This window comes from Halovenus anhuiensis (assembly GCF_037080055.1).
Taxonomy (GTDB): domain Archaea; phylum Halobacteriota; class Halobacteria; order Halobacteriales; family Haloarculaceae; genus Halovenus.
In genome coordinates this window covers 275,289-296,277 of record NZ_JBAOJI010000003.1, presented here as the reverse complement: position 1 = coordinate 296,277, position 20,989 = coordinate 275,289, and the positions used below count along the sequence as shown (strand labels likewise).

Below are 20,989 nucleotides of genomic sequence, written 5' to 3'. Positions count from 1 at the left end.
CTCACCCCTTTCGTGCAAGCAGTTAAAAAGTTGTTTGCCCGTGGTTGCGCTATATTTTCTCGGTCAGGCGGAGCCAAAGATGGCCACCGCCGCCAATCATCACTCCAAGAATATACAGCGCAGTTAGCACAACGCCCAAGAGTGCGCTTTTCGTCTTCGAGTCGGTCTGTGCCTGTGCGTCAGAGAGCCGAGCACATCGGTTGACGAGCCATCTGACGACTCGTACCGTCCTGCTCTCTGAATGTCGGCTGAGTGTCTCTGCCACTGGTGGACTGATTCGATAATACAGCCCCGCCAGTCCGCGCCCGAGTGCGGTCGAGGCCATCGATTCGTCCCGGAACCGGCGCAGAGAGTCGAGCGTCTCGGGAGAATCTGCCGTCGCCGTCGTAATGAAACAAAAGATTGGTTCCTCTTCACCTGCTGTTGTGATAGCGACAGTGCCGTCGATATCACCGCCCCCGGGGTTGTTCAGGTAGTCGATTTCCAGCGTGAGCGTAGCTGTTTCTCCTCCGCCAAGCGTAATGCCGTTGACCGAAATGTCGTCCGGACTATCGACGACAGCGGATTCACCATTATATTTGAGATCCAGCACCTCGTTCGAGCCGACACCTGCTCCGTCGTCGACAATTCCGAACGTCACCCCGATTGCGGAGAACATATTCGAGACTTCGATCACGTCCTCGAAGACCGTCCGCCCTTCTGGATGCAGGCCGGTGCCGTTGGTTCCAATGTCGATCTGTACGCCGGCATCGATCCCGGACACGCCATCGAGACCAGGTGCGTTCGGGACGACACCGATGTCTCCTGGAGCATCGTTTTCGACCGTTACGGAGGCAGTCCGCTCCTCTGCACTTACAGACTGTGAGAGAAACCCGCCGCCGATCATCGTCGCACAGATCTTCGAGATGATTCCTCGACGGCTAACCATACGTGTTACCTCGACGGTTGTCCATTATATATGTTCTGCGGCCTTTCGACCGCCTCAGAGAGGTCAGCATTCACTGCTCTTCAATTTCGACGGTGACTTCTGGTTGTTCGCTCGGCTCTTCGTCCGCTGGGGGGTCGTCAGTGATGCTGACGATGGTTCCTTGCTCTGGGAAGCCGAGTTGGGTCGGGGTAGGGCTTTCGCCTGGTTCGATCTCGATTTCGGTCGAATCCGGCTCTGTCCCGCCACCGGTGGTCCGCAGCAGTATTGTCCAGTCCGCGTCCTCGGGATTCTCGTAGGTGAGATAGCTGTCGAACGAATCACCGCTTCCGACTGGCGTCTCGTTCTCCAGAATCCCGAGCCAGCCACTCCCGCCTGGCGTCCGGTCTTCGACAGTGGCTGTCGTTTGGCTCCCGACCGGATCGTCCGCTGTGGTGGCGTTGATCGTTAGTTCGGGCGCATCGCCGTCTTCGGTCTCGTAAGTGAAGCTATATTCCGCGGGTGGATCGTCAGGTGACAGTGTCACGTCTTCCGTGCGCGTCGCGACTTCGCTCCCGTCCTCTCTGCGGATCGAGACGGTGAGATCTTGCCCATCGGTCGCCACGTCGCCGACGTTTTCGACGGTTACGTTGATTGCCAGTGTCTCACGTTCGGTCACCGGATCGTTCAGTTCGATTGCACCCACCTGGAGATCCGTATCGACAGCGCTTACGTCGATACTATCGGTGTACGCCTCGGTTTCAGCCGTGAGTGTCCCTGCTCCAGCCTCTTCTGCTGTCACCGTCGTCGTCGACTCATCGACACTGATATTCCCGTCCGCTCGGACGGTTGCATTTTCAGTAATATCACGCGTCGTGCCGTCCTCAAACACCTGAAAGACAGTGTACTGTCTCTGTTCACCCGTACGCATCTCTACGTCGAATGTCTCGTCTTCGATCTCGATTCGGATCCCCGCTTCGGCGACAACGTACGTCGCCTCGTGAAGAATTTCGCCTTCGTTTTCGTCGACGACGAGCACCTGCAACTCTCCGTTCAACCCGTCGATAGTCTTCTCCCAGCGATCTCCTGACACGAACGTCTGCTCATCACCGCCGGTAGTGAGTGAAAACTCCCCAAGGGCGTACCCGCGGTCGTCGCTGTCCTGTTGCCGAACGAGAACTCGAACGTTGGCGCTATTGTAGCTGTCACCGCCACGATGTTCGATTACCACCGTCCTGCCCTCGACATCACTTGAAATAGCCACAGTCGGCTCCTGATCGCCACTCCCGTCGAAATTTCCGAGTAGAAAGACCCCAACTGTCACGGACGAGACAACGACTACCGCAGTGAGGAGAACGACCCCGACGGTATCTGACTGTCCGCGACTCACTGGCATACGGGCGTTGCTACAGGATTCTGCACCTGGGGAGAAATACGTTCCGTCACCCTCACGACGAGTAAGTCGACGCCTGAACAGGTAACACGGCCGGAGAAGACTTATTTACAGTGGCATGTAACCCCACAGCATGGGTCCGCAACCCGCCCCCCTCGAACGCGTCATCGAGCGCGGTGAACGCGAGGGCGGCAGCGTGGAATTCAAAGAACGGCTCACGAAGGATCTTCATCTCTCCGATGACCGGCTCGACAGTCTCGTCGCACAGTTACGACATCGGGTACTGTCCGGTGACGGGACGGCGACGTACGTCGTCGGCGTCAGCGATGACGGAACGATTTCGGGTATCGCCCAGGAGACCTTCTCCGAATCGATGGACGTGCTCTCTTTGCTCGCCGAGAAGGCCGATGCCCACATCGCCGATGTCGAGACGTGGGGGGTCGACTGGCGAGAAGGAGACAGTGAGGAGACGAGACTGGTCGGATTGGCGACGGTCGAAGAAGGGCCGGTGATGGAAGACGACGAACATATCGTCATCGGAACTGCAGGCCACGTCGATCACGGTAAATCGACACTCGTTGGATCACTCGTCACGGGCGAGGCTGACGACGGACAGGGCGGAACGCGGGGCTTTCTGGACGTTCGCCCCCACGAAATCGAACGCGGGCTCTCGGCGGATCTCTCCTACGGCGTCTACGGCTTCGACGACGAGGGGGCCGTTCGGATGGACAACCCCCATCGCAAGGGCGACCGGGCGCGGATCGTCGAAGAGGCTGACCGACTAGTCTCCTTCGTGGATACTGTCGGTCACGAGCCGTGGCTACGGACGACAATCCGGGGGCTCGTCGGTCAGAAACTCGACTATGGGCTGCTCACGGTGGCCGCTGACGACGGACCGACAAAGACGACACGGGAACATCTCGGAATCTTGCTCGCGACGGAGTTGCCGACGATGGTGGCAATCACGAAAGCTGACCTCGTGGACGACGACCGACTGGCCGAGGTCGAACGTGAAGTCGAACGACTCCTTCGGGATGCGGATCGGTCACCGCTGCGGGTCGAGCGACACGGCGTCGAAGCAGCGATAGAGGAGATCAGCGAGACAGTCGTCCCCATCGTGACGACCAGTGCCGTGACACAGGAGGGACTCGACGCGCTGGATACGCTGTTCGAGCAGTTGCCGAAAACGGGCCAGCCCACCGAATCGGAATCCTTCCAGATGTACATCGATCGAACCTACAACGTCACTGGCGTCGGTGCAGTCGCCTCCGGAACCATCAGATCCGGCACCGTCGAGGCAGGCGACGAACTGCTGCTCGGACCGATGCCCGACGGCACCTTCCGAGACGTGGAGGTCCGAAGCATCGAGATGCACTATCACCGCGTCGAGGAAGCAACCGCGGGTCGAATCGTCGGCATCGCACTCAAAGGCGTCGACGAAGAGGAGATCGACCGTGGGATGGCACTACTGCCTCGGGATTCGGATCCGGATCCAATCCGGGAGTTCGAGGCGGAAGTGATGGTGCTCAACCACCCGACCACGATCGGTGACGGCTACGAACCGGTGATCCACCTCGAAACGGTCAGCGAGGCGGCAGCGATCTACCCGGAAGATGGCCAACTGCTTCCCGGTGACAGCGGGACGGCGACGGTCCGGTTCAAATTTCGGCCGTATCTCGTCGAGGAAGGCCAGCGCTTTGTCTTCCGGGAAGGCCAGTCGAAGGGTGTCGGCACCGTCAGCGACCTCGATCCCTGATCGACAGTTCCCGACAAGCGCAACCCAAAGGGTTACTAACGCCTCCGCGGCAATATGCGTGCGAACAGATGTCGACAGACGACGGGACCCCCGAAGCCGGTGCTGAGAGGAGCAACTCTCGGCCGAATCCCGACCGACCGGCCGCACCTTCAGAAGGATCAGTCGTCCGTGATCGGTTCTCTTCGGACGAAATCTTCCAGCGAATCATCGCCGCGGCAGAAGAAGAAATCACTGAAGGTCGCCGTGAGTTGTTCTTCAGTGCCGTCGCTGGCGGATTCGCGATCACGATCACGCTACTGGTCTACGCATCGCTTTTGGCGAGGACTTCGCCCACAGGCGAGTTCGCCGATGCCGACCCGGTCCTCTCGGCGTTGCTCTATCCGATCGGCTTCATCTACATCATCATCGGCGGCTACCAGCTATACACCGAGAACACGCTGCCGCCGGTCGCGCTCACCCTCGAACGCCTCGCGTCGTTCCCCGCACTGTTCCGAAACTGGGGCATCGTCGCGCTGGGCAACTTTACTGGCGGTGCAATCGGGGCAATCGTACTCGCGCACACGGGCGTACTTTCTCCAGATGCGTTCCACATGGTCGAGTATCTCGGACAGAAAGGGATCGACGAAACAGCCTGGAACCTCTTTTTCAAAGGCGCAGTTGCCGGGCTGATCGTCGCCGGCGTCGTCTGGGTCGAATACGCCTCCCGTGATACGATCTCGCGGCTCGTGGTCGTCTATCTCGCCTTCCTCTGTATCCCGCTCGGGAACCTGTACCACGTCGTCGTCTCCTTTACCGAGATGGTCTTTTTGCTCTCGCTGGGTCAGGTCGGTGCTGCGGTCGGAATGGTAGAGTTCGTTATCCCCGTCTTCTTCGGTAATACCATCGGCGGCGTCGTGTTAGTGACGGTCGTCAACTACTACCAGACCAGCGAGGGTCGCCTCGGCGCGATGGACGACGGGCGGACGTTCAGTCGGCTGTCGATGCCTGAGTGGGCTTTCGGAAGCCTCGTCGGCCGACAGTACGTCCCGCTACTGGATACACACGGCGGAACTGACGTGCAACGAGGAGAAGGACGCCGAATTATGGTCCCCATCTCGAATCCACGGACAGAGTCTGCGCTGGTTGATTTCGCGTACACGCTGGCCAGTCAGGAAGAGGATGCCTCGGTCCATCTGGTGCATATCGTGCAAGTTCCCAACCGGATGACGATGCGGGCTGGATCCGGGCAACGCCAGCGGATCGTCACCGAGTCAGAGCGGAAACTACAGGACTTCTGTGGACGGGCAGCCGATTTCGATGTCCACGTCGAGAGTTCGACAGTGGTCTCATACAACGCCTTCCGGGAGATTTTCCATCAGGTGTCCGAAGATCAGCCGGATCAGGTCGTGATGGCCTGGGACGACAACAAACCGTGGGGGACGCTCAAGTCCGCCAGCAAAATCGACGAACTGATCGGGACGCTGCCCTGTGAGTTCCTGGTCCTGAAAGACCGTGGACTCGATCTCTCCAACGTGTTGCTCGCGACAGCAGGTGGGCCGGACTCCGATCTCAGCGCGGAGGTGGCCCGCGCCCTTCGGACAGAAGTCGGTGCGGAGCTTTCGCTACTGCACGTCGTCGACAGCGAAGCCGACCGCGAGGAAGGCGAACAGTTCCTTGAGGAGTGGGCCACCGACCGCGGGCTTGACGATGCGAATATAATCGTCGACGACTCCGGGAATGTCGAACAAGCCATCGCCCGCGAAGCCGAGCAGCACTCGCTCGTGTTGATGGGCGCGACTGAGAAGGGATTGCTCTCACGACTCGCGTCGAACTCCCTGCACATGGACGTGGTCAATCAGGTCGACTGCTCGGTGCTGCTCGCAGAAAAACCGTACCGCCGGTCGTTCCTCCAGCGACTGTTCGGCTGACTCAGGCTCGTTTCTGGATCTCTTCGCGCAACACGTCACTGACAACGTCGCCGTCTGCCTTGCCGCGAAGCGCACCCATACACTCGCCCATCAGCGCCGAGAACGCATCCATGCCTTCGGCGTCGATCTGATCGGTGTTCCGTTCGACGACTTCGACGACAGCCTCCCGAACCTCGTCTTTGCCGGCACTGCCGAGCCCCTCCTGTTCGGCGGCATCAGCGGCGGAGAGTTCTGGATTCTCTGCCAGCGCGGTCAGCAGTTCCGGAACTCCCTCTTTGGCCAGTTCGTCCGCGACCAGTAGTTCGAACAGTTCCTCGAAGTGGTCGTCAGTGATGTTCTCGACGGGGACGTCGTCACGACGCAGTTCCGTCATCGTCGACTCGACGGTCCCGGCCGCCAGCGTCGGATCGACGCCCATCTCGACTGCACGCTCGAACAGGGGCATCCGGCGGCCGTAGGCAACCTGCTCGGCCAGTCCCGGATCCAGGCCCAGTTCGTCCTCGTAGCGGCTGACTTTCTCGGTCAGCAGTTCCGGCTGGTCGACCTCGCTCGGGTCCAGATCGACCGGCGGCACGTCCGTCTCGGGGTACATCCGTGCTGCACCGGGGAGCGGACGGAGATACCGCGTCGTCCCCTCTTCCTCGGCATCACGCGTCTCCTCGGGCACACCGTCGAGTGCCTGTGCTGCTCGGTCTGCAACGGCTTCGATTGCCAGTTCGGCAGTTTCGGAGTCGTCCGCGACGAGAGCAACGGCGTCCTCGGGACCAGCGCCGACCGCCTCTCGAAGCGCCTCGACTTCCGCTTCGGTCACGCCGTAGGCAGGCAGTTCATCGGTGTGGAAGATACCACCTGCGCCGTGTCGTTTCGCGTGATCGGCGAACTCGGTTCCGAGGCGTCGGTCCGGCAGGATCTCTCGGCCGACCAATCCGTCGAACCCGTACAGCGGGACCGCCATCGCTTTCCCGCCGCCGGAGAGTGCGCCGCCGATGACGCCGCTGTCGGTGTCCTCGAACACCTCGGACACGTCCTGAATCTCGCCGACACCTCCCTCGTGGTCGGCGAGTTCGTCGGCGATAGCCAGCAGTTCGACCTGTCGGCCGACCTCGTTGCGAACGATATCGTCGATGTCGTCGAGACTCTGTACGCCTTTGATCTCGACACGTGCACCCTCCGCGATAGAGACGTTCACGTCCTGGCGGATCGTTCCCAGCCCGCGCTTGACTTTGCCCGTTGAGCGCAGCAACATTCCGATCTGTTCGGCGGCGTCGCGAGCCTGTTCCGGCGAGGAGATATCCGGGCGGGTTCCGATCTCCACGAGTGGAATGCCGAGGCGGTCGAGGCTGTAGCGGACGCCCGACTCCGTCTCCTCGACACGCTGGGCGCTCTCCTCTTCGAGCATGAGGTCCTCGATACCGACAGCGCCTTCCTCGGTCTCGATGACGCCGTCGGTCGCGGCGAGCATCGTTCGCTGGAAGCCGGTGGTATTCGAGCCGTCGACGACGATCTTTCGCATGACGTGAGCCTGATCGACCGGCTCCATCTCCATGAGTTGAGCGATTTCGAGCGTGGTTTCGGTCGCCTCCCGGTCGACCCGGCCCGGCGGTTCGTCGTCTTCCTCGACGAGACAGGTACTGTCGTAGGCGAGATACTCGAATTCGCGGTCGACGCGGCTCTCCTCGACGGCTGCCTGATCGAGTTCCCCGAGTTCGCTTTTGGTCGGGTGCAGATACCGCGTGAACGTCCGTCTCGCCTCCTCGGGTTCACGGAGTCGAGTCGGACAGTTACAGAACAGCTTCGTCTCGGTATCGAGTTGCTGGTGAATCTCCAGGCCCGCAACCAACCCGAGATCGTCGTAGTCGTATTCGCTCATTGGTTCTCGGTGGGTCACCCAGCGTCAAAAAACGTACTATGCGTTGTTGCCGGTCATTCACGTTTCCTCATTTATAAGAGGTGTTTTACTGAGTGATAACGTCCGGCTGGGTTTAGGTGCGTGCAGTGCAAGACCGGAGTCATGGGAGTGGTGGAGCAGACAAGCGGTGCCGTGGAGTCACAGCTAACGGCGCTGGAAGAGTCGTACGGCTCGTTTTCGGTCAACCAGCGTACAGTAACCGTCCCGACAGTGGAGTACGAACAACAACGCGATAGATCCGACTGCGAGGAAGTCGACATCTACGCGAAGGTCCGAAACGACGACGCAGAGGTCCTGTATGTCGATGCAGATGGCAAGCAGGTGCTCCCGTCGACGAGAGCGAGCATCGACGACGAACTGGAGCGCGCGGCGCGAACGACAGTGACAGAAATGGCAGACATCTCCTGTGAAATTCGGGGCATCGAGGCCGTAACGATCCTCGGTCTGCACGATGGGAACGACGGAGAGCGGGAGACGGTGTACACGCTCGCGGTGCTGTTCGAGGGGCAGTACACCGATGGATCCCTTTCGTCGGAGGCAGTCTGGCGGGAGTTCGACGCCGACGACCATCCGGTCTACGCGTAGTTAGATAACGCCGGTCACGCTCGCGGCTTCCCGGGCGGCCTCTTCGCTGATTCCGTCGCCCAGAATCGTATAGCGGTCACGAATCTGGTGTGCGGTGGTCAGCGCCTCGATGATCGTCTTGTCGTCGATACCGATTTCTGCAGCGGTCGTCGGCGCGCCGATGCTCTCTAAGGCGTCCCGTACGTCCTGCCACTCTTCGCGGTCGCCGGCCTGCAGGTAGGCGGTGATGATCGAACCGATACCGACCTGATGGCCGTGCAGGGCCGTTCCGGGCGCGAGGCGGTCGAGTTGGTGACTGAACAGATGCTCCGCACCGCTGGCCGGCCGCGACGAACCGGCGATACTCATCGCGACGCCGGAGGAGACCAGCGCCTTGACAACGATCCACGCAGATTCTTCGAGCCCCTGCCTGATCGAATCGGAGTTCTCGACGAGGATTTCGGCGGTCATCTGCGACAGCGCTCCCGAATACTCGGAGTACTCCACGTTTTTCAGTCGGTGTGCGAGTTGCCAGTCCCGGACTGCGGTGTAATTCGAGATGATATCGGCACAGCCGGCGGTCGTCAGCCGCCAGGGAGCCTGTGCGATAATCTCCGTGTCGGCGATGACAGCGATTGGCGGTTCGGCGGCGACGCTGTGGCGGGTGTCGCCGTCGGGCACCGACCCGCGACCGGAGACGATACCGTCGTGACTCGCCGCCGTCGGAATCGAGACGAAACCGAGATCCCGGTCGGCGGCAGCCATCTTGGCGATATCGATGGCTTTCCCGCCGCCGAGACCGACCAGATAGCCGGGGTCGACCGTCTCGGCGCGAGCGAGTACCTCCTCGATGGCGTCAAAACTCGCCTCTTCGACGACGATGACTTCGGGTTCGGGACCAACGCTCGACAGCGCGTCGATGACCTGATCGCCCGCGACTTCCCGGGGCGTGGGACTGGTGACAATCAGCGGCTGGCCGGGCAGATGACTGTCCGCGACCACATCCGCAGTCTGGCCGAGGACGCCGTGGCCAACCACCACGCTCCGCGGGAGTCGAATCCAGGTCGTCTTCTCGAACATACCCCTCCCTATTCCGCCCGACAGTAAGAAGATAGGGATCTATTCGTTGTCTCAGCTGGACTACTCCCGCATCACGCTGCCGCCCGGCGGCAAGAACTCCTGAATGAGGTCGGGGCTGGCGACTTTCCGCACGAACGAATCGTCTGCGAAGCGCTCGCGAAACTCTCGGTAGAGCCGTTTGGCGATGTCGTTCTGGGCGTACTTGCCGGGTTCGACCTCGATGACAGTCTCGGCCCGCTCGCGAATCGGTTCGGGCGGCCCGCCGATGACTCGCGTCTCCGGTTCGCAGGTGATCCCGACGGCGACGCCGACGGGTGTGTCCTCGAAGTAGGTCCGGTCTCCGCGGATCGCGAAGCCACCTTTCTCCAGAAACTCTCCGCTCTCTGGCGTTTTCGAGACTTGATCGTGATCGACCATGTAGGCGTCGGCCGAGAATCGGCTGTCTTTCCAGATCGAAGAGTAGGAGACGGCGAATTGGGCGGCCTGCTCCTTCGAGCGGTCGGGAATCTCGATCGAGTCGTCGTAGGCCTCGCTCGGCCCGGTCGCTTTCAGCACCGTCGCGGGGCCACCGTGGGCCTGTGTGTGGAAGAACAGATCGCCGCGAGAGAGGTACTTTTTGACGATTTCCTCGTTTTCGTCCGCGTTTCGGCCGCCGATGACCAGGAAGTCGTCGCTGGTGTGGAACCACCGGAAGTCCTCGTACCAGTTTTCGGACTTGCGGACGGGGACCGACGAGCGATTCAGCCAGTCGACGTCCTCCTCTTCGTCGTCTTCCTCGTCCTCGTCGTCCGTCTCGTGATCCTCGGCTTCCCACTGTTCGCGCCGTTGCTCGATCGCTTCGAGTTCTTCGCGTGTGTTCTCGATGGCCTCCTGTGCGCCCTGTTTTTTCTCCTCGATGCGCTTGGCTTCGGTGTACAGGCGGTCGGCGTTCTTTTCGACGCCATCGCTGACCCGGAGGGTCACGTCGTGGTCGTCGATGCTGACCGTTACCGTTCCCTCGCTGCCGTCGACGGATCTGACCGCCTCTGCCGCCTCGATTCCTTGCTCTTTGCCCTGCTCGAAGCGGGCCTCGATTTCGTCCCACGGGGTGCCCTCGTCGCGGGCGTTCCGAACGGTCGTCAGAATCTGGTCGGCTAAGTCGTAGTTCGCGTAGAGCAGTTCAGCCTTCTCTCGTTCGGTGTCGGCCTGCCGCTCGAAGTTCTCGATTGCGCCCTGCTGCTGTTCGATGATGCGCTGTTGTTTCTCGATTTCGGCCTCGAAATCGGGACGGTTTCGGTCCTGCGTCGCCGCCGCCTCTTCGTCGTCTTCCTCGTCGAAGTGCGTGAAATAATCGTCTAGGGCGTCGGTGAACTGCTCGAAAATTTCGGGTTCGAGGTCGGCGTACTCCTCCATCGGCACCGCCGTCACGTCCATCCGCCGGCCCTTCGTGTCCTCCTCGTCGGTCCGCTCGCGGTAGACGCGTGGGTCGAAATCGCTGCTGTCGATGCGCTCACGAAGTTGGTTGATTTCCTCGTAGATAGCCTCGTAGTGACGAGTCTCGGCGTCGTCGATGTCCAGTGTCTTCTCGACGCCAGCGCGGGTACAGAGTTCCTCGCCCCAGATGCCGCCGAGATTCAGTTGGGTGGCGAGCGTCCGCACGATGTCGGTATCGGATTGGGTGAGTCGAGCCTCGAAGGTGTCGTAATCCACGCGAAGCGGGTTGAAGCGGGCGTCGGGGAACTCGTATTTTGCGCCGGGGACGACCGTCCGGGATTTGAGCCGAACGGTGTTCAGACAGTCGACAACTTCGCCGTTCTCGTCGAGGACGGCGAGGTTACCGTCGCCGAACAACTCGGCGACGAGCGTCGTTGAGCCATCGGGCCGGTCGAAGGTGATCGAGACGATGCGGTCGAACTCGAACTGTTCAACGCTGGCGAGTTCCGCTCCTTCGATGCGGTTGCGGAGCATCATCGCGAAGTTGGGCGGTCGCTCCGGGGCCGGCGGAACGTGTTCTGGCGGAGCCACCCGGAGATGTTTCGTCTCGCCGGTATCGATCAACAGTTCCGTGCGCCCGAGGTCGAAATGTCGCATCTTGAGCCTGATCAGCCCGTTCTCGTAGAGATAGGCCTTGTCGAGTTTGGCCCCCTCGTAGGCCGATAGTTCCCCGGTCAGGGCGGCCAAATCGACGCTGGTGAGCTCCCGCTTTTGTTCCATACCACCGGTTTGGACCATGGCGGGCAAAGGAGTGTCGTTGGGAGATGCTCGTCCGCACAGTCGCACAACCGCGCTCACCCGAAAGTGTAACTTCTCCGTTACGATGGGCGACCGACTCCACCCTATCCTGTAGCCGTCCTGCGAAGATCCCTCCACTCGTGCTTTACATATATTGACACAGGTTATCATTGTTAACCTCGGCTTAGTTATACAACTAGTCCGTAATTGATTGCGTGTACAATTCGGATCGATACGGCACACTTCAAGGATGGGTGCCAACGGCCACAGGGGGGTGTCGATGATGGGGGCGCTGAATCGACTGCTCGATGGGCGAGCGAACAGCGGTGAGACAAACTCACGCGGGCGGACCGACGGGGGACAACGGTTGGAGGAACCGCCCTCTCTCCTCGAAACAGCGGTCGAAGAAATCGATGCACAACGGGTGAGAGAACGGTATGGCACAGACGTACCAGAGGCTGCCGTCGAGAGGCAGGTGGAACTTCTCTCGACGGTCGGTTCCGGCGAGGGTGACCGCAACGATCGGATTGCCACGGCTGCCAGCGAACAGCGAGACAGCTGCGTTTCCGTGTCGGCGTTTCTAGGGAGTTACGAGCAAACGATGGATGCGCTCGTCGATGCCGCCTTCGAGGGACTATCCGGGCCAGATGCCAAGCAAGCCGAACAGCAGTTGCGTGCAGGTCTCAACGACGTGCTGACCGACATGCAAACCGGGGCTACGGAGTTCACCGACGCGCCCGCATCGGGCGGGGTCGTATCCGACAAGTTACTCGAAGCGTTGCCGTTTCCTGCCTTTCTCGTCGATTCAGACGACGTAATTCTGGCGTACAACGACGGGCTTCGGAGCCTGTTGAACCTCGATGCCGGACATCGGGAGTTCATCGGCAAAGATAACCGCGAGACGATCGCCGCGGCGACGTACACAGACGACAGACGACACTACAGCCTGGCGGACAAGGTTGTCGAAAATCCACGCGATGGGGACGAACACTGGGACATCGAACGCGCAGACAGGGAGTACGAACACACCGACCGGATCGTCTACCGGGATCGGAGCGTGACGAAAGACACCAGCGGCGAGGAGACCCACATCGAGTTTCTGGCGATACCGCTGTTCGGCGAAGGCGGGAAATTGGACGCCGTTCTCGAACTGGTCTGGGATCGCAGCGAGGAGGTACTCCGCGAACAGTCGATGACGAACCTGATCACCGAGGTCACAGATACGCTGGATCGGATCGGCCGGGGCGACCTCTCCGCGCGGGCGGAGTTCCAGGACGAACACGACGCCGTCGAGCAGGATCTGCTGGCGCTGACCGCAGAAATCAACGAGATGGCCGCGAACTTCGAGACGATCACCAGACAGGTCGACGAGACAGCCACCCAGTTGGCCGACTCCATCGAGACGACCGCAGAGTTGGCCGACACCATCGACGAACGGGCACAGCAACAGGCTGCATCGCTGGACACCGCCGCCGAGGAGATGAACGACGTGTCGGCGGCAGTCGACGATGTCGCGGATACCTCCGCCCAAGTTGCGGACGCGGCCAAAACCGCACTGGAGGCCGTCGAGAGTGGACAGGCCGCCGGCGAAGACGCGCGTGTCGTCGCCAGTGACGTACAGGAGACCAGCGAGGCCCTCGTCGAGACAGTCGAAGAACTGGAAACCTACGCCGGTGACATCGAGACAGTCGTCGAGGTCATCGACGAGGTGGCAGATCAGACGGGGATGCTCGCGCTCAACGCGAACATCGAAGCAGCACGGGCCGACGAGGCCGGCGACGGGTTTGCCGTCGTCGCCGAAGAGGTGAAAACGCTCGCACAAGAGACCCAGGAGCACACCGACGAAATCGCGGGACACGTCGAGGATATTCAGTCACAGACCAGAGAGACGGCTACCGCGGCGGAGTCGACCAACGACCAGATGGAGACCGTCGGCGACAGCATCGAACAGATCATCGACGCGCTCGAAGAGCTATCGACGCAGGTCGAAACGGTCGCGACCGGGATCAATCAGGTCTCGGCGGCCAACGACGAGCAGACCGAGACGATGAACCAGGTGGCCAGCGAGATAGACGGGATCCGCGACCGGGCCGTCGACGTTGCCGGTGCGGTCGAGGACATTGCCAGCGAGACAGAGACCCAACAGCAGGTCGTCAGCAAGCTATCGTCTCGTGTCGACACACTGTCGGGCGACGAAGAGTAGCAGACGGTCGCAGGCGATCAACCGTCTTCGGCCGGATCGAACAGTCCGACGACATCGTCGGCTTTGGCCTGTCTGCGGTCGCAGTGCTGTTGCAGTCGCTGGGCGATGATCCCGCGGTGGTCGGGGTCGCGCACGTAATCGAACACCAGCGGGAGGATCCTGCTGTCTGTCTCGCCGCGCAGCGGTTCGGCCGTCCCGTCGATATCCTCGCGGGCGTACTCGACTGCTCTGGCGAGCAGGTCTTCCTCACCGCGGTCTTCCGCAATCGCCGTCGCCGCCACGGCTGTCGCCTCGAAATCCAGATCTGCTGGGTCGATTCCGTCGCCACGGTGAGTGAGCACCAGCGGCGGCCGCCGTTCGATCAGTTCCGGATCCTCGGCGATCCGGGCCAGATACCGCCGGATCGACTCGACATCGACGCCGCGATACGTGTCGGAGAGGTCGGCGAGATACTCCCCGGCACTCTCAGCGAGGCCGATCGCACCGCCCCAGTTGCCGTTTCGGGCGTGGTAGACTGCGGCGGTGTACTGGATCAGGCCGTGGAGAAATCGCTCGTCGTCGCTGTCGGCATCGAGATCGAGCCAGTACTCCTCCCAGGCGTCGTGGGCCGTATGATATGCCCCTGCGTTGAAAATGGCAATCCCGGCCCGCAGGTGTGTCTCCATACTTCTGTTCTGACATCGAGACTCAAAAGGTCACTGTACCGAACGATACATCTAACTTCCTCGGCACCGAATCCAGGGCTAACTTGCCGCCATATGGATGGAGATTCAGCTGATCCCTCCGGACGCGACTGGACTCGTGTTGGACTGGTTGCCGGCTGTCTGCTCGCAACGATAGTGGTCACGTTGTTGATGCCCGCCTTCGCGGTTGACGGCCTTGCAGGCAGTCCGCTCGAACGAGTGTTGCCGGGCGAGAGCGCGGACCCGAATCCGGGGGCTGGTTCCGGCGCTGGAGGGAGCCTCGGGGCGCTCAATCCCGGCGCAGGAACGGGTGTCGGCGGCGACATCGGGCTCAACAGCGAAACGTTCGGCTCGACGAGCACGGAGGTCCACTTTACCGTCGAGAGTTCCCAGCGGACCTACTGGCGGACGGCCGCCTACGGCACCTACACCGGGTCGGGATGGGAACGCTCGACCGACACCGACCCTGTCGAGGGATCGATCGATCACCCCGGACCCGATGGAGAACGAATCGATTACGAGGTGACGCTGAAGCAGCGCGCCTCGGCAGTCCCGACGGCTTACCGACCGGCACTGATCGACGGGATCGACGACCCGCAGGTGACCGATAACGGGGCGATCCAGCCCGGATCGACACTCGACGCCGGAACGACCATCGAGGGCGTGAGTTTCGCCCCACAGGCCGATGTCGACCGGCTACGGTCGACCGACGAATCCTACCCCTCTGAGATCGAACAGCGGTACACTCAGTTACCGGACGGGACCCCCGACCGGATCGAGTCAAAGACCGCGGCGGTCTTCGATGACGCCAACGCCGACGATCCTTACGAGAAGGCGGCCGCAGTTCAGGAGTATCTGCGCTCGTCGAAGGAGTACAGTCTCGATGTCGGCGAACGGGACAACTCGATTGCCGATACGTTCATCTTCGAGATGGATGCCGGCTACTGTGAGTACTTCGCCACCTCGATGGCGGTCATGTTGCGCTCACAGGACATTCCGACGCGGTACGTCGTCGGCTATTCTTCGGGTCAGCGTGTCGGACCGGATACCTACGAAGTGCGCGGGATGAACGCCCACGCGTGGGTCGAGGTCTACTTCGAGGGGGTCGGCTGGGTTCGGTTCGATCCGACACCCGGTAACGAACGACTCGAAACTCAGCAGGAGGCACTCGACGATCTCGAAGGAGACTTCGATATCGGAGAGGCCGGCAGTCCCGGCGAACAGTTCACGCCAGGCGAAGGGGGCGGTAACTCTGGTGAGCAACTGCAGCAAGGCCTCCAGACCTCGCTCAACCGAACAGCAGTCCCTGGAACGGCAGTCGAACTGACTGTCACGTACGACGACACCCCAGTCCGTGGCGTCGAGGTGTTATTCAACGGTGAGTCGGTTGGAATCACCGACCCGCTCGGCCGCGTCGTCGGAGAGGTTCCCGATGCCGAGGAGCTCACCGTCGAGATCAGAAAAGGCGACGGGACCACACCCGATCCGCTGGCAGACGTACTGTTCGGCTCCGAGGAGGGGGAATTCGACGACGGCAATTTGACGACCGAATCAGCGAGCACGCAGAGCATCCGGGTTCCCGGAGGAGCCGCCCCGTCTGCCGCGACATTCGCGGCTGGTCAGCAGACGAAACTCAGTGCATCGCCAACACCGGCACAGATTGGGACTGACCAGCCACAGGATACCCATCCGATCGATCGGACCGCCTCGGTTGTCATCGACGGAGAGCCTGTCCCCGGCGGCGAGGTACTTCTCACGGCGCGAATCGACGATGTCGTGATCGACGATGCAGTGGTTACCGTCGACGGCGAGACGGTCGGACGGACCAACGAGAGCGGACAACTCGTGATCGAACTCCCGGACAGGTCGGGAGACGTCAGTGTCGAAGTAGAGCGCGAACTGGTCTCGGGCCAGCGGACGATCACCGTACCGGAGTTGACAATGTCAGTCGAAACTGGGGTCTTGGGCCCGAATTCGTTCGGTTCCGCGACGATCACTGCGAAATTGGACGGAGTTCCCGCCGCCGGGGTGCCCGTGTTGGTCGGCGGCGAGGAAGTCGCCGTAACCGGGCCGAACGGGACGGCGCAGGTTTCGCTGCCGTTCACTCACGCAACGACAATCGCCATCGAGGCAAGCGGGCAGACGGAGACGACAAACCTCACCGGACTGCTGTATCTTCCCCTCGGCGTCGGTGTCGGGCTGGTTACCGTCGTCAGCGTGGTCGGATACGCACTACGGCGTCGCGGAATCGACTGGCTGGCGGTCGGTACACAGTTACGAGGCGGTGTGACGGCGATAGTCACAGGCCTCCGTCGGGGATTCGTCGCGCTCGTTACCGATGGCAACCGCTACGTCGCGGGTGCGCTCAGGCGGATCTGGACCGCACTGGTAATGGTCGCCGGCGTCTTCACCGGTTCGACGAGCGTCAGTGAACTCTGGCGTCGCACGAGCGGGCGGATTGCTGCGACAACCGGAGCAATTGCCGCTGTCGTTCGGTCACGGGGCTCTGCCGAGCACTCCCGGTCGGGCGCAGAACTGACAGTTCGGGAGGCCTGGAATCGGTTTCTCGATTCGATCAGTGCGAACTCGGCGACGACCCAGACGCCGGGTGAGCTAGCGAGACACGCAATCGAGGAGGACGGACTCCCGGAACAGCCAGTCGTGGAGTTGCGGGATACGTTCAGGGAAGTCGAATACGGGTCGCGAAACGCGTCAGACCGACTCGAACGGGTTCAGCGGGCCATCGAACAGATCGAGCAGGAGGGCGAGCGATGAACTGGCACCGACCGGTGTTCGGCGGCGTCGGCATCGCTGCGATCCTGTTCGGAATCGGGTTGCTCCTCGCGCCGGGGATCGGCACGGTGGGCCCGGTGACACAGACACTCCAGTTCGTCGAGGCGGCCGGAACGACGCAGGTGTTGCTCGTGACCGGCGGCGGGTTGATCGCGTATCTCCTCGTCGGATTGCGGTCACCCGACGCGAGCGAGTCTGAACTGGGAGCAGACAGGTTCGCTCCGGAGCCAGAACCCGAGCAGTTGGGTCTCGCCGGGGATCAACTGGATCGACAGATCCAGACCGCAATCGACGACGGCGGTGAGTCGTTCGCGACCGTTCGCGAGTCCCTCCGACAAACGGCCGTGTCAGTCTACGCAGATGCGGTCGGCTGTGCAGAACGGCAGGCGTGGCCGGCAATCGAGAAGGGAGACTGGTGTTCGGACAGCCTCGTGGCGGCGTTTCTGGCCGGGACAGACGGCCCTTCACCCCCCTTCGCGGCACAGGTGCGGCTGTTCGTGTTTCCCCGCCGCGAGCGCCGCCGCCGGATCGAACGAACCGTCGCCGTGATCGAGCGGGTGCAGGGTCAATGAGCGGGACGGATCGCTGGGATGTCGGGCTGGCGGCCGCTCTCGTCGGCCTCGGTTTCGGCGTCCTGCTCGCGAATCTGGTGCTCGTCGCCGGCGCAGTCGTCGGTCTCGTCTTTGTGCTGTACGGCTCCGTGTCTTCGGTCCCAGAGGAGTTCGAACTCTCGGCAAGCCGGCAGTTCGCGGTGAGCGGTGCCGGACCCGGATCGGAGGTACAGGTCGTCCTCGAGGTCGAAAATACGGGTGAACAGGTGCTGCCGGATCTCCGGATCGCCGACGGTGTTCCGGACGCCTGTCCAGTCGTCGACGGATCCGCACGGGCGAGCAGGCCGCTCGGGCCGGGTGAGCGGATGCAGGTCGAGTATACCGTCGTTCTGGAACGCGGCCGATTCGAGTTCGACGATCCGGTCTGTCGACTCCGCTCGATTGCCGGGACGGACGTACAGGAGCGTGCGCTTGCGGTCGACGGCGACCGGACCCTGCGGTGTGGGGCTCCGGTCGAGAAGTCCCCGCTGCCGGACGCGACGCTGCAACACGCCGGCAGTGTGGCGACCGATACCGGTGGCAGTGGTCTCGAATTTTACTCGACGCGACAGTACCACCACGGCGATCCGATGAGCCGGATCAACTGGCATCAGGTCGCCAAAACCGGCGAGTTCGTCACCATCCAGTACCGCCGTGAACGGGCGGCGCGGACGGTGATCGTCATGGACTGTCGCCCCTCGGCTCGCGTCAAACACAGCCAGGGCGAGCCGACGGGTGGTGCACTGGCTGTCTACGCTGCGGAGCGGATCTACGAAGCTCTCGACAGTGCTGGTGTCGTCACGACACTGACCGCCGTCGGACTCGACGGGGAATCCGGGCCACTTGGGGACTCGGGCCTGCCGTGGATCGGGTCAGATGCTCCAGACGGCGCGGCAACAGCCCTCTTTCGAACTGCGACACGGACTGCAGCCGAGACAGTCGACTCGGGATCGGTCGAACTCGATTCAGATCCCGGCGCACCCGATCCGGAACCGCCACAAATACCGAGTGCACGGGCCGACGGCGGGCCCGCTTCGGGGGTCAGCCGTTCAGACACTGCGGTGATCGAACAGATTAGCGCGCGAGTCCCCAGCGAAGCACAGATCGTCATCTGCTCTCCTCTCATGGACGAGTGGGCCCACGACTGTGCTTCGGCGCTGTCCGCCCACGGGAACCCGTGTCACGTCCTCAGCCCGGACGTGACGGGGACAGCAACGACAGGGCACCGGATCAGCAACATCCACCGCCGACGCAGGATCCAGGCCCTCGAACGAACCGAGACCACCGTGACTGACTGGCCAGCCACCTACCCTGTCGAGTACGCGCTCAGAGAGACATTATCCCAGCTATGACAGCAACAACGGCACCACCTCGAACGAGTTCGTTCATCGCCACTGCGGTCGGAATCGTCACGGCCGCGCTTCTCTTTTGGGAGGTAACCCAGCTATACGTCCCGGTTGCGATGGGAGTCGTCGGGATTCTCTGTCTGGCCGCCTGTTTCGAGTTCACCATCGACGGCGGGACCAGTCCCGGCCGTGGCTTCGTCCTCGGTCTGCTGACGATACCAGTGGGAATCGGCTTCATCGGCGGGATTTTCGGAACGGTGCTCATCCTCGTTGCAGCACAGTTCCCGGTTCCGCGGTCGCCGCTGATATCGGTCGCTATCCTCCGGATTCTCGGCGGGCTCAGTATCGTCATCGGGTGTACCATCACCCTGTTCGGATTCGTGCTCGGGCGGCGGAACGTATTCGAGGAGTCCTCGCTTCGGGCGTACACGAAAATCGCCTTTACGACGGCGAGCGCGCCTATCGTCGTCGGATTATTCCTGTTCGTCCGTGTCGCACTCAGTGGTCGGCCCGGTGCTTCGGAGAGTCTGTTCGGGCAGGTGCTCACCCAATCGATTCAGGTCATTTTCTCGCCGGCACCGACACAACTGCACCTCGGCTCGTTTCTGTTCGTCCTCACGGTTGCTGGCGTATCGGTGCTGCTTTTCGTCCGGCAGGTCCCCGTTGCCGATCTGCTGGTCAGTGACGGGAATCGATCCGGTTATCGGACGGTCGAACGCCTCAACAGGGCGCTGCAGATTGGCGTGAGTGCAACGGGACTGGGGATGGTTCCGGCGCTCGTCCTCGAGTTTACCCTGCCCGCAGGACAGATCGAATCAGCCCTCGGAGCCGGGCTCTACGGGGCAATCCAATCGATTACGACCGCCGGAGCGATCAGACTCCTGTTGATTCTCGTCGTCGTCGTCACACTGGGATGGATCACGCTCGATTCACTCCTCCGGCAGTGGTCGGAGTGGTCCGAACCGGGAGCCAGTCAGTGGCTCGGGCCCCTCGTCGCTGGCAGTCTACTGACGGTGATCGCGGCCGTGGTAGCCGATCAGGTGTTCGATCGGATGCTCACCGAGACGACGAGTCGACTGCCGTCCTCGCTGGCACTCGAAGTGCAGAACCGGGTGCTACCGATCGTCACTGTCTACGGCGAGATGGCCGTCGTCGTGTTACTCGCGGGTGTGCTGGTCGCACTGGCGGGCTGGATCGGACTGAGTTCGTGGCTCGCGGTCTATTTCGGCTATCTCACCGACGAAGGAGCCGGCTTTTCGATCGCCAGCGGCGGGCTCTTTCTCGCCGCCGTCGGTGCCGTCGTGCAGGGTGCCCCAGCGTGGGTCGTCCTTGGCGCAATCGTCGCCAGTCTGGTGGTCTGGGACATCGGAACCTTCGGTACGGAACTCGGTCGCGAAATCGGCAACGGAGGGACTCGAAGTGTCGAAATAGTGCATGCAAGTGCAACGCTCGTCGTCGGTGCGTGTGCCGGTCTCGTCGCGTTTGGCCTGCTGTCGGTGACTCCGGAATCTGTCGATACCTCACCGACCGCGACGCTCGCGCTGGTCTGTCTCGGCGGCGGCATCGTCGCCCTCTCACTCGCACTGCGTGACTCCGTGCTCGGGTGAGCTAGCTCGGCAGCACACTTCGTCTCGGTCGATGTCTTCAAAT

14 protein-coding genes are annotated in these 20,989 nt (G+C 61.9%); 8 read left to right on the top strand and 6 right to left on the bottom strand.

Features of this window, described 5'->3' with window-relative positions; all coding sequences use genetic code 11:
* Window positions 1–49 precede the first annotated feature (49 nt).
* Window positions 50–928, bottom strand: coding sequence for a CFI-box-CTERM domain-containing protein (locus V8P86_RS10325; protein WP_336327180.1), 879 nt, complete (start codon window positions 926–928; stop codon window positions 50–52).
* Between the two features lie 70 nt (window positions 929–998).
* Window positions 999–2,294 carry an archaellin/type IV pilin N-terminal domain-containing protein gene (locus tag V8P86_RS10320; protein WP_336327179.1) on the bottom strand — a complete coding sequence of 432 codons (1,296 nt, stop codon included), beginning with the start codon at window positions 2,292–2,294 and terminating at the stop codon, window positions 999–1,001.
* A gap of 136 nt (window positions 2,295–2,430) precedes the next feature.
* On the opposite strand from V8P86_RS10320, the gene V8P86_RS10315 reads away from it, so the two are divergent.
* Window positions 2,431–4,053 (top strand): GTPBP1 family GTP-binding protein, encoded by a 1,623-nt coding sequence (locus V8P86_RS10315; protein ID WP_336327178.1) that lies wholly within the window; start codon window positions 2,431–2,433, stop codon window positions 4,051–4,053.
* 68 nt (window positions 4,054–4,121) lie between these two features.
* Window positions 4,122–5,960 carry a formate/nitrite transporter family protein gene (locus V8P86_RS10310; protein ID WP_336327177.1) on the top strand — a complete coding sequence of 613 codons (1,839 nt, stop codon included), beginning with the start codon at window positions 4,122–4,124 and terminating at the stop codon, window positions 5,958–5,960.
* 1 nt (window position 5,961) lies between these two features.
* On the opposite strand, the gene gatE is transcribed toward V8P86_RS10310, so the two are convergent.
* A complete protein-coding gene (gene gatE / locus V8P86_RS10305) occupies window positions 5,962–7,830 on the bottom strand; it encodes a Glu-tRNA(Gln) amidotransferase subunit GatE (protein WP_336327176.1) in 1,869 nt (622 codons plus the stop codon).
* Window positions 7,831–7,971: 141 nt separating this feature from the next.
* Between gatE and V8P86_RS10300 the strand changes: the two genes are divergently transcribed.
* Complete coding sequence (locus tag V8P86_RS10300; protein WP_336327175.1) at window positions 7,972–8,454, top strand: hypothetical protein; 483 nt, start codon at window positions 7,972–7,974, stop codon at window positions 8,452–8,454.
* Here the strand turns inward: V8P86_RS10300 and V8P86_RS10295 are convergent, their stop codons facing one another.
* Complete coding sequence (locus V8P86_RS10295; RefSeq protein WP_336327174.1) at window positions 8,455–9,513, bottom strand: NAD(P)-dependent glycerol-1-phosphate dehydrogenase; 1,059 nt, start codon at window positions 9,511–9,513, stop codon at window positions 8,455–8,457.
* Between the two features lie 60 nt (window positions 9,514–9,573).
* Window positions 9,574–11,706 (bottom strand): ribosome rescue protein RqcH, encoded by a 2,133-nt coding sequence (gene rqcH / locus V8P86_RS10290; RefSeq protein ID WP_336327173.1) that lies wholly within the window; start codon window positions 11,704–11,706, stop codon window positions 9,574–9,576.
* A 268-nt stretch (window positions 11,707–11,974) separates the two neighbouring features.
* Between rqcH and V8P86_RS10285 the strand changes: the two genes are divergently transcribed.
* Entirely contained in the window at window positions 11,975–13,927 is a 1,953-nt protein-coding gene (locus V8P86_RS10285; protein WP_336327172.1) for a methyl-accepting chemotaxis protein, read from the top strand.
* A gap of 17 nt (window positions 13,928–13,944) precedes the next feature.
* On the opposite strand, the gene V8P86_RS10280 is transcribed toward V8P86_RS10285, so the two are convergent.
* Complete coding sequence (locus V8P86_RS10280) at window positions 13,945–14,592, bottom strand: DUF309 domain-containing protein (protein WP_336327171.1); 648 nt, start codon at window positions 14,590–14,592, stop codon at window positions 13,945–13,947.
* Between the two features lie 93 nt (window positions 14,593–14,685).
* On the opposite strand from V8P86_RS10280, the gene V8P86_RS10275 reads away from it, so the two are divergent.
* Genes V8P86_RS10275 through V8P86_RS10260 form a run of 4 tightly spaced genes read left to right on the top strand, consistent with a single transcriptional unit; the run spans window position 14,686 to window position 20,946 of the window.
* Window positions 14,686–17,385 (top strand): transglutaminase TgpA family protein, encoded by a 2,700-nt coding sequence (locus tag V8P86_RS10275; protein ID WP_336327170.1) that lies wholly within the window; start codon window positions 14,686–14,688, stop codon window positions 17,383–17,385.
* A complete protein-coding gene (locus V8P86_RS10270; RefSeq protein WP_336327169.1) occupies window positions 17,382–17,975 on the top strand; it encodes a DUF7269 family protein in 594 nt (197 codons plus the stop codon). Before V8P86_RS10275 ends, V8P86_RS10270 begins: the two co-directional genes overlap by 4 nt.
* Window positions 17,972–19,345 (top strand): DUF58 domain-containing protein, encoded by a 1,374-nt coding sequence (locus tag V8P86_RS10265; protein ID WP_336327168.1) that lies wholly within the window; start codon window positions 17,972–17,974, stop codon window positions 19,343–19,345. The genes V8P86_RS10270 and V8P86_RS10265 overlap by 4 nt, the downstream gene beginning before the upstream one ends.
* Window positions 19,342–20,946 (top strand): DUF7519 family protein, encoded by a 1,605-nt coding sequence (locus V8P86_RS10260; RefSeq protein ID WP_336327167.1) that lies wholly within the window; start codon window positions 19,342–19,344, stop codon window positions 20,944–20,946. The genes V8P86_RS10265 and V8P86_RS10260 overlap by 4 nt, the downstream gene beginning before the upstream one ends.
* Window positions 20,947–20,989 lie beyond the last annotated feature (43 nt).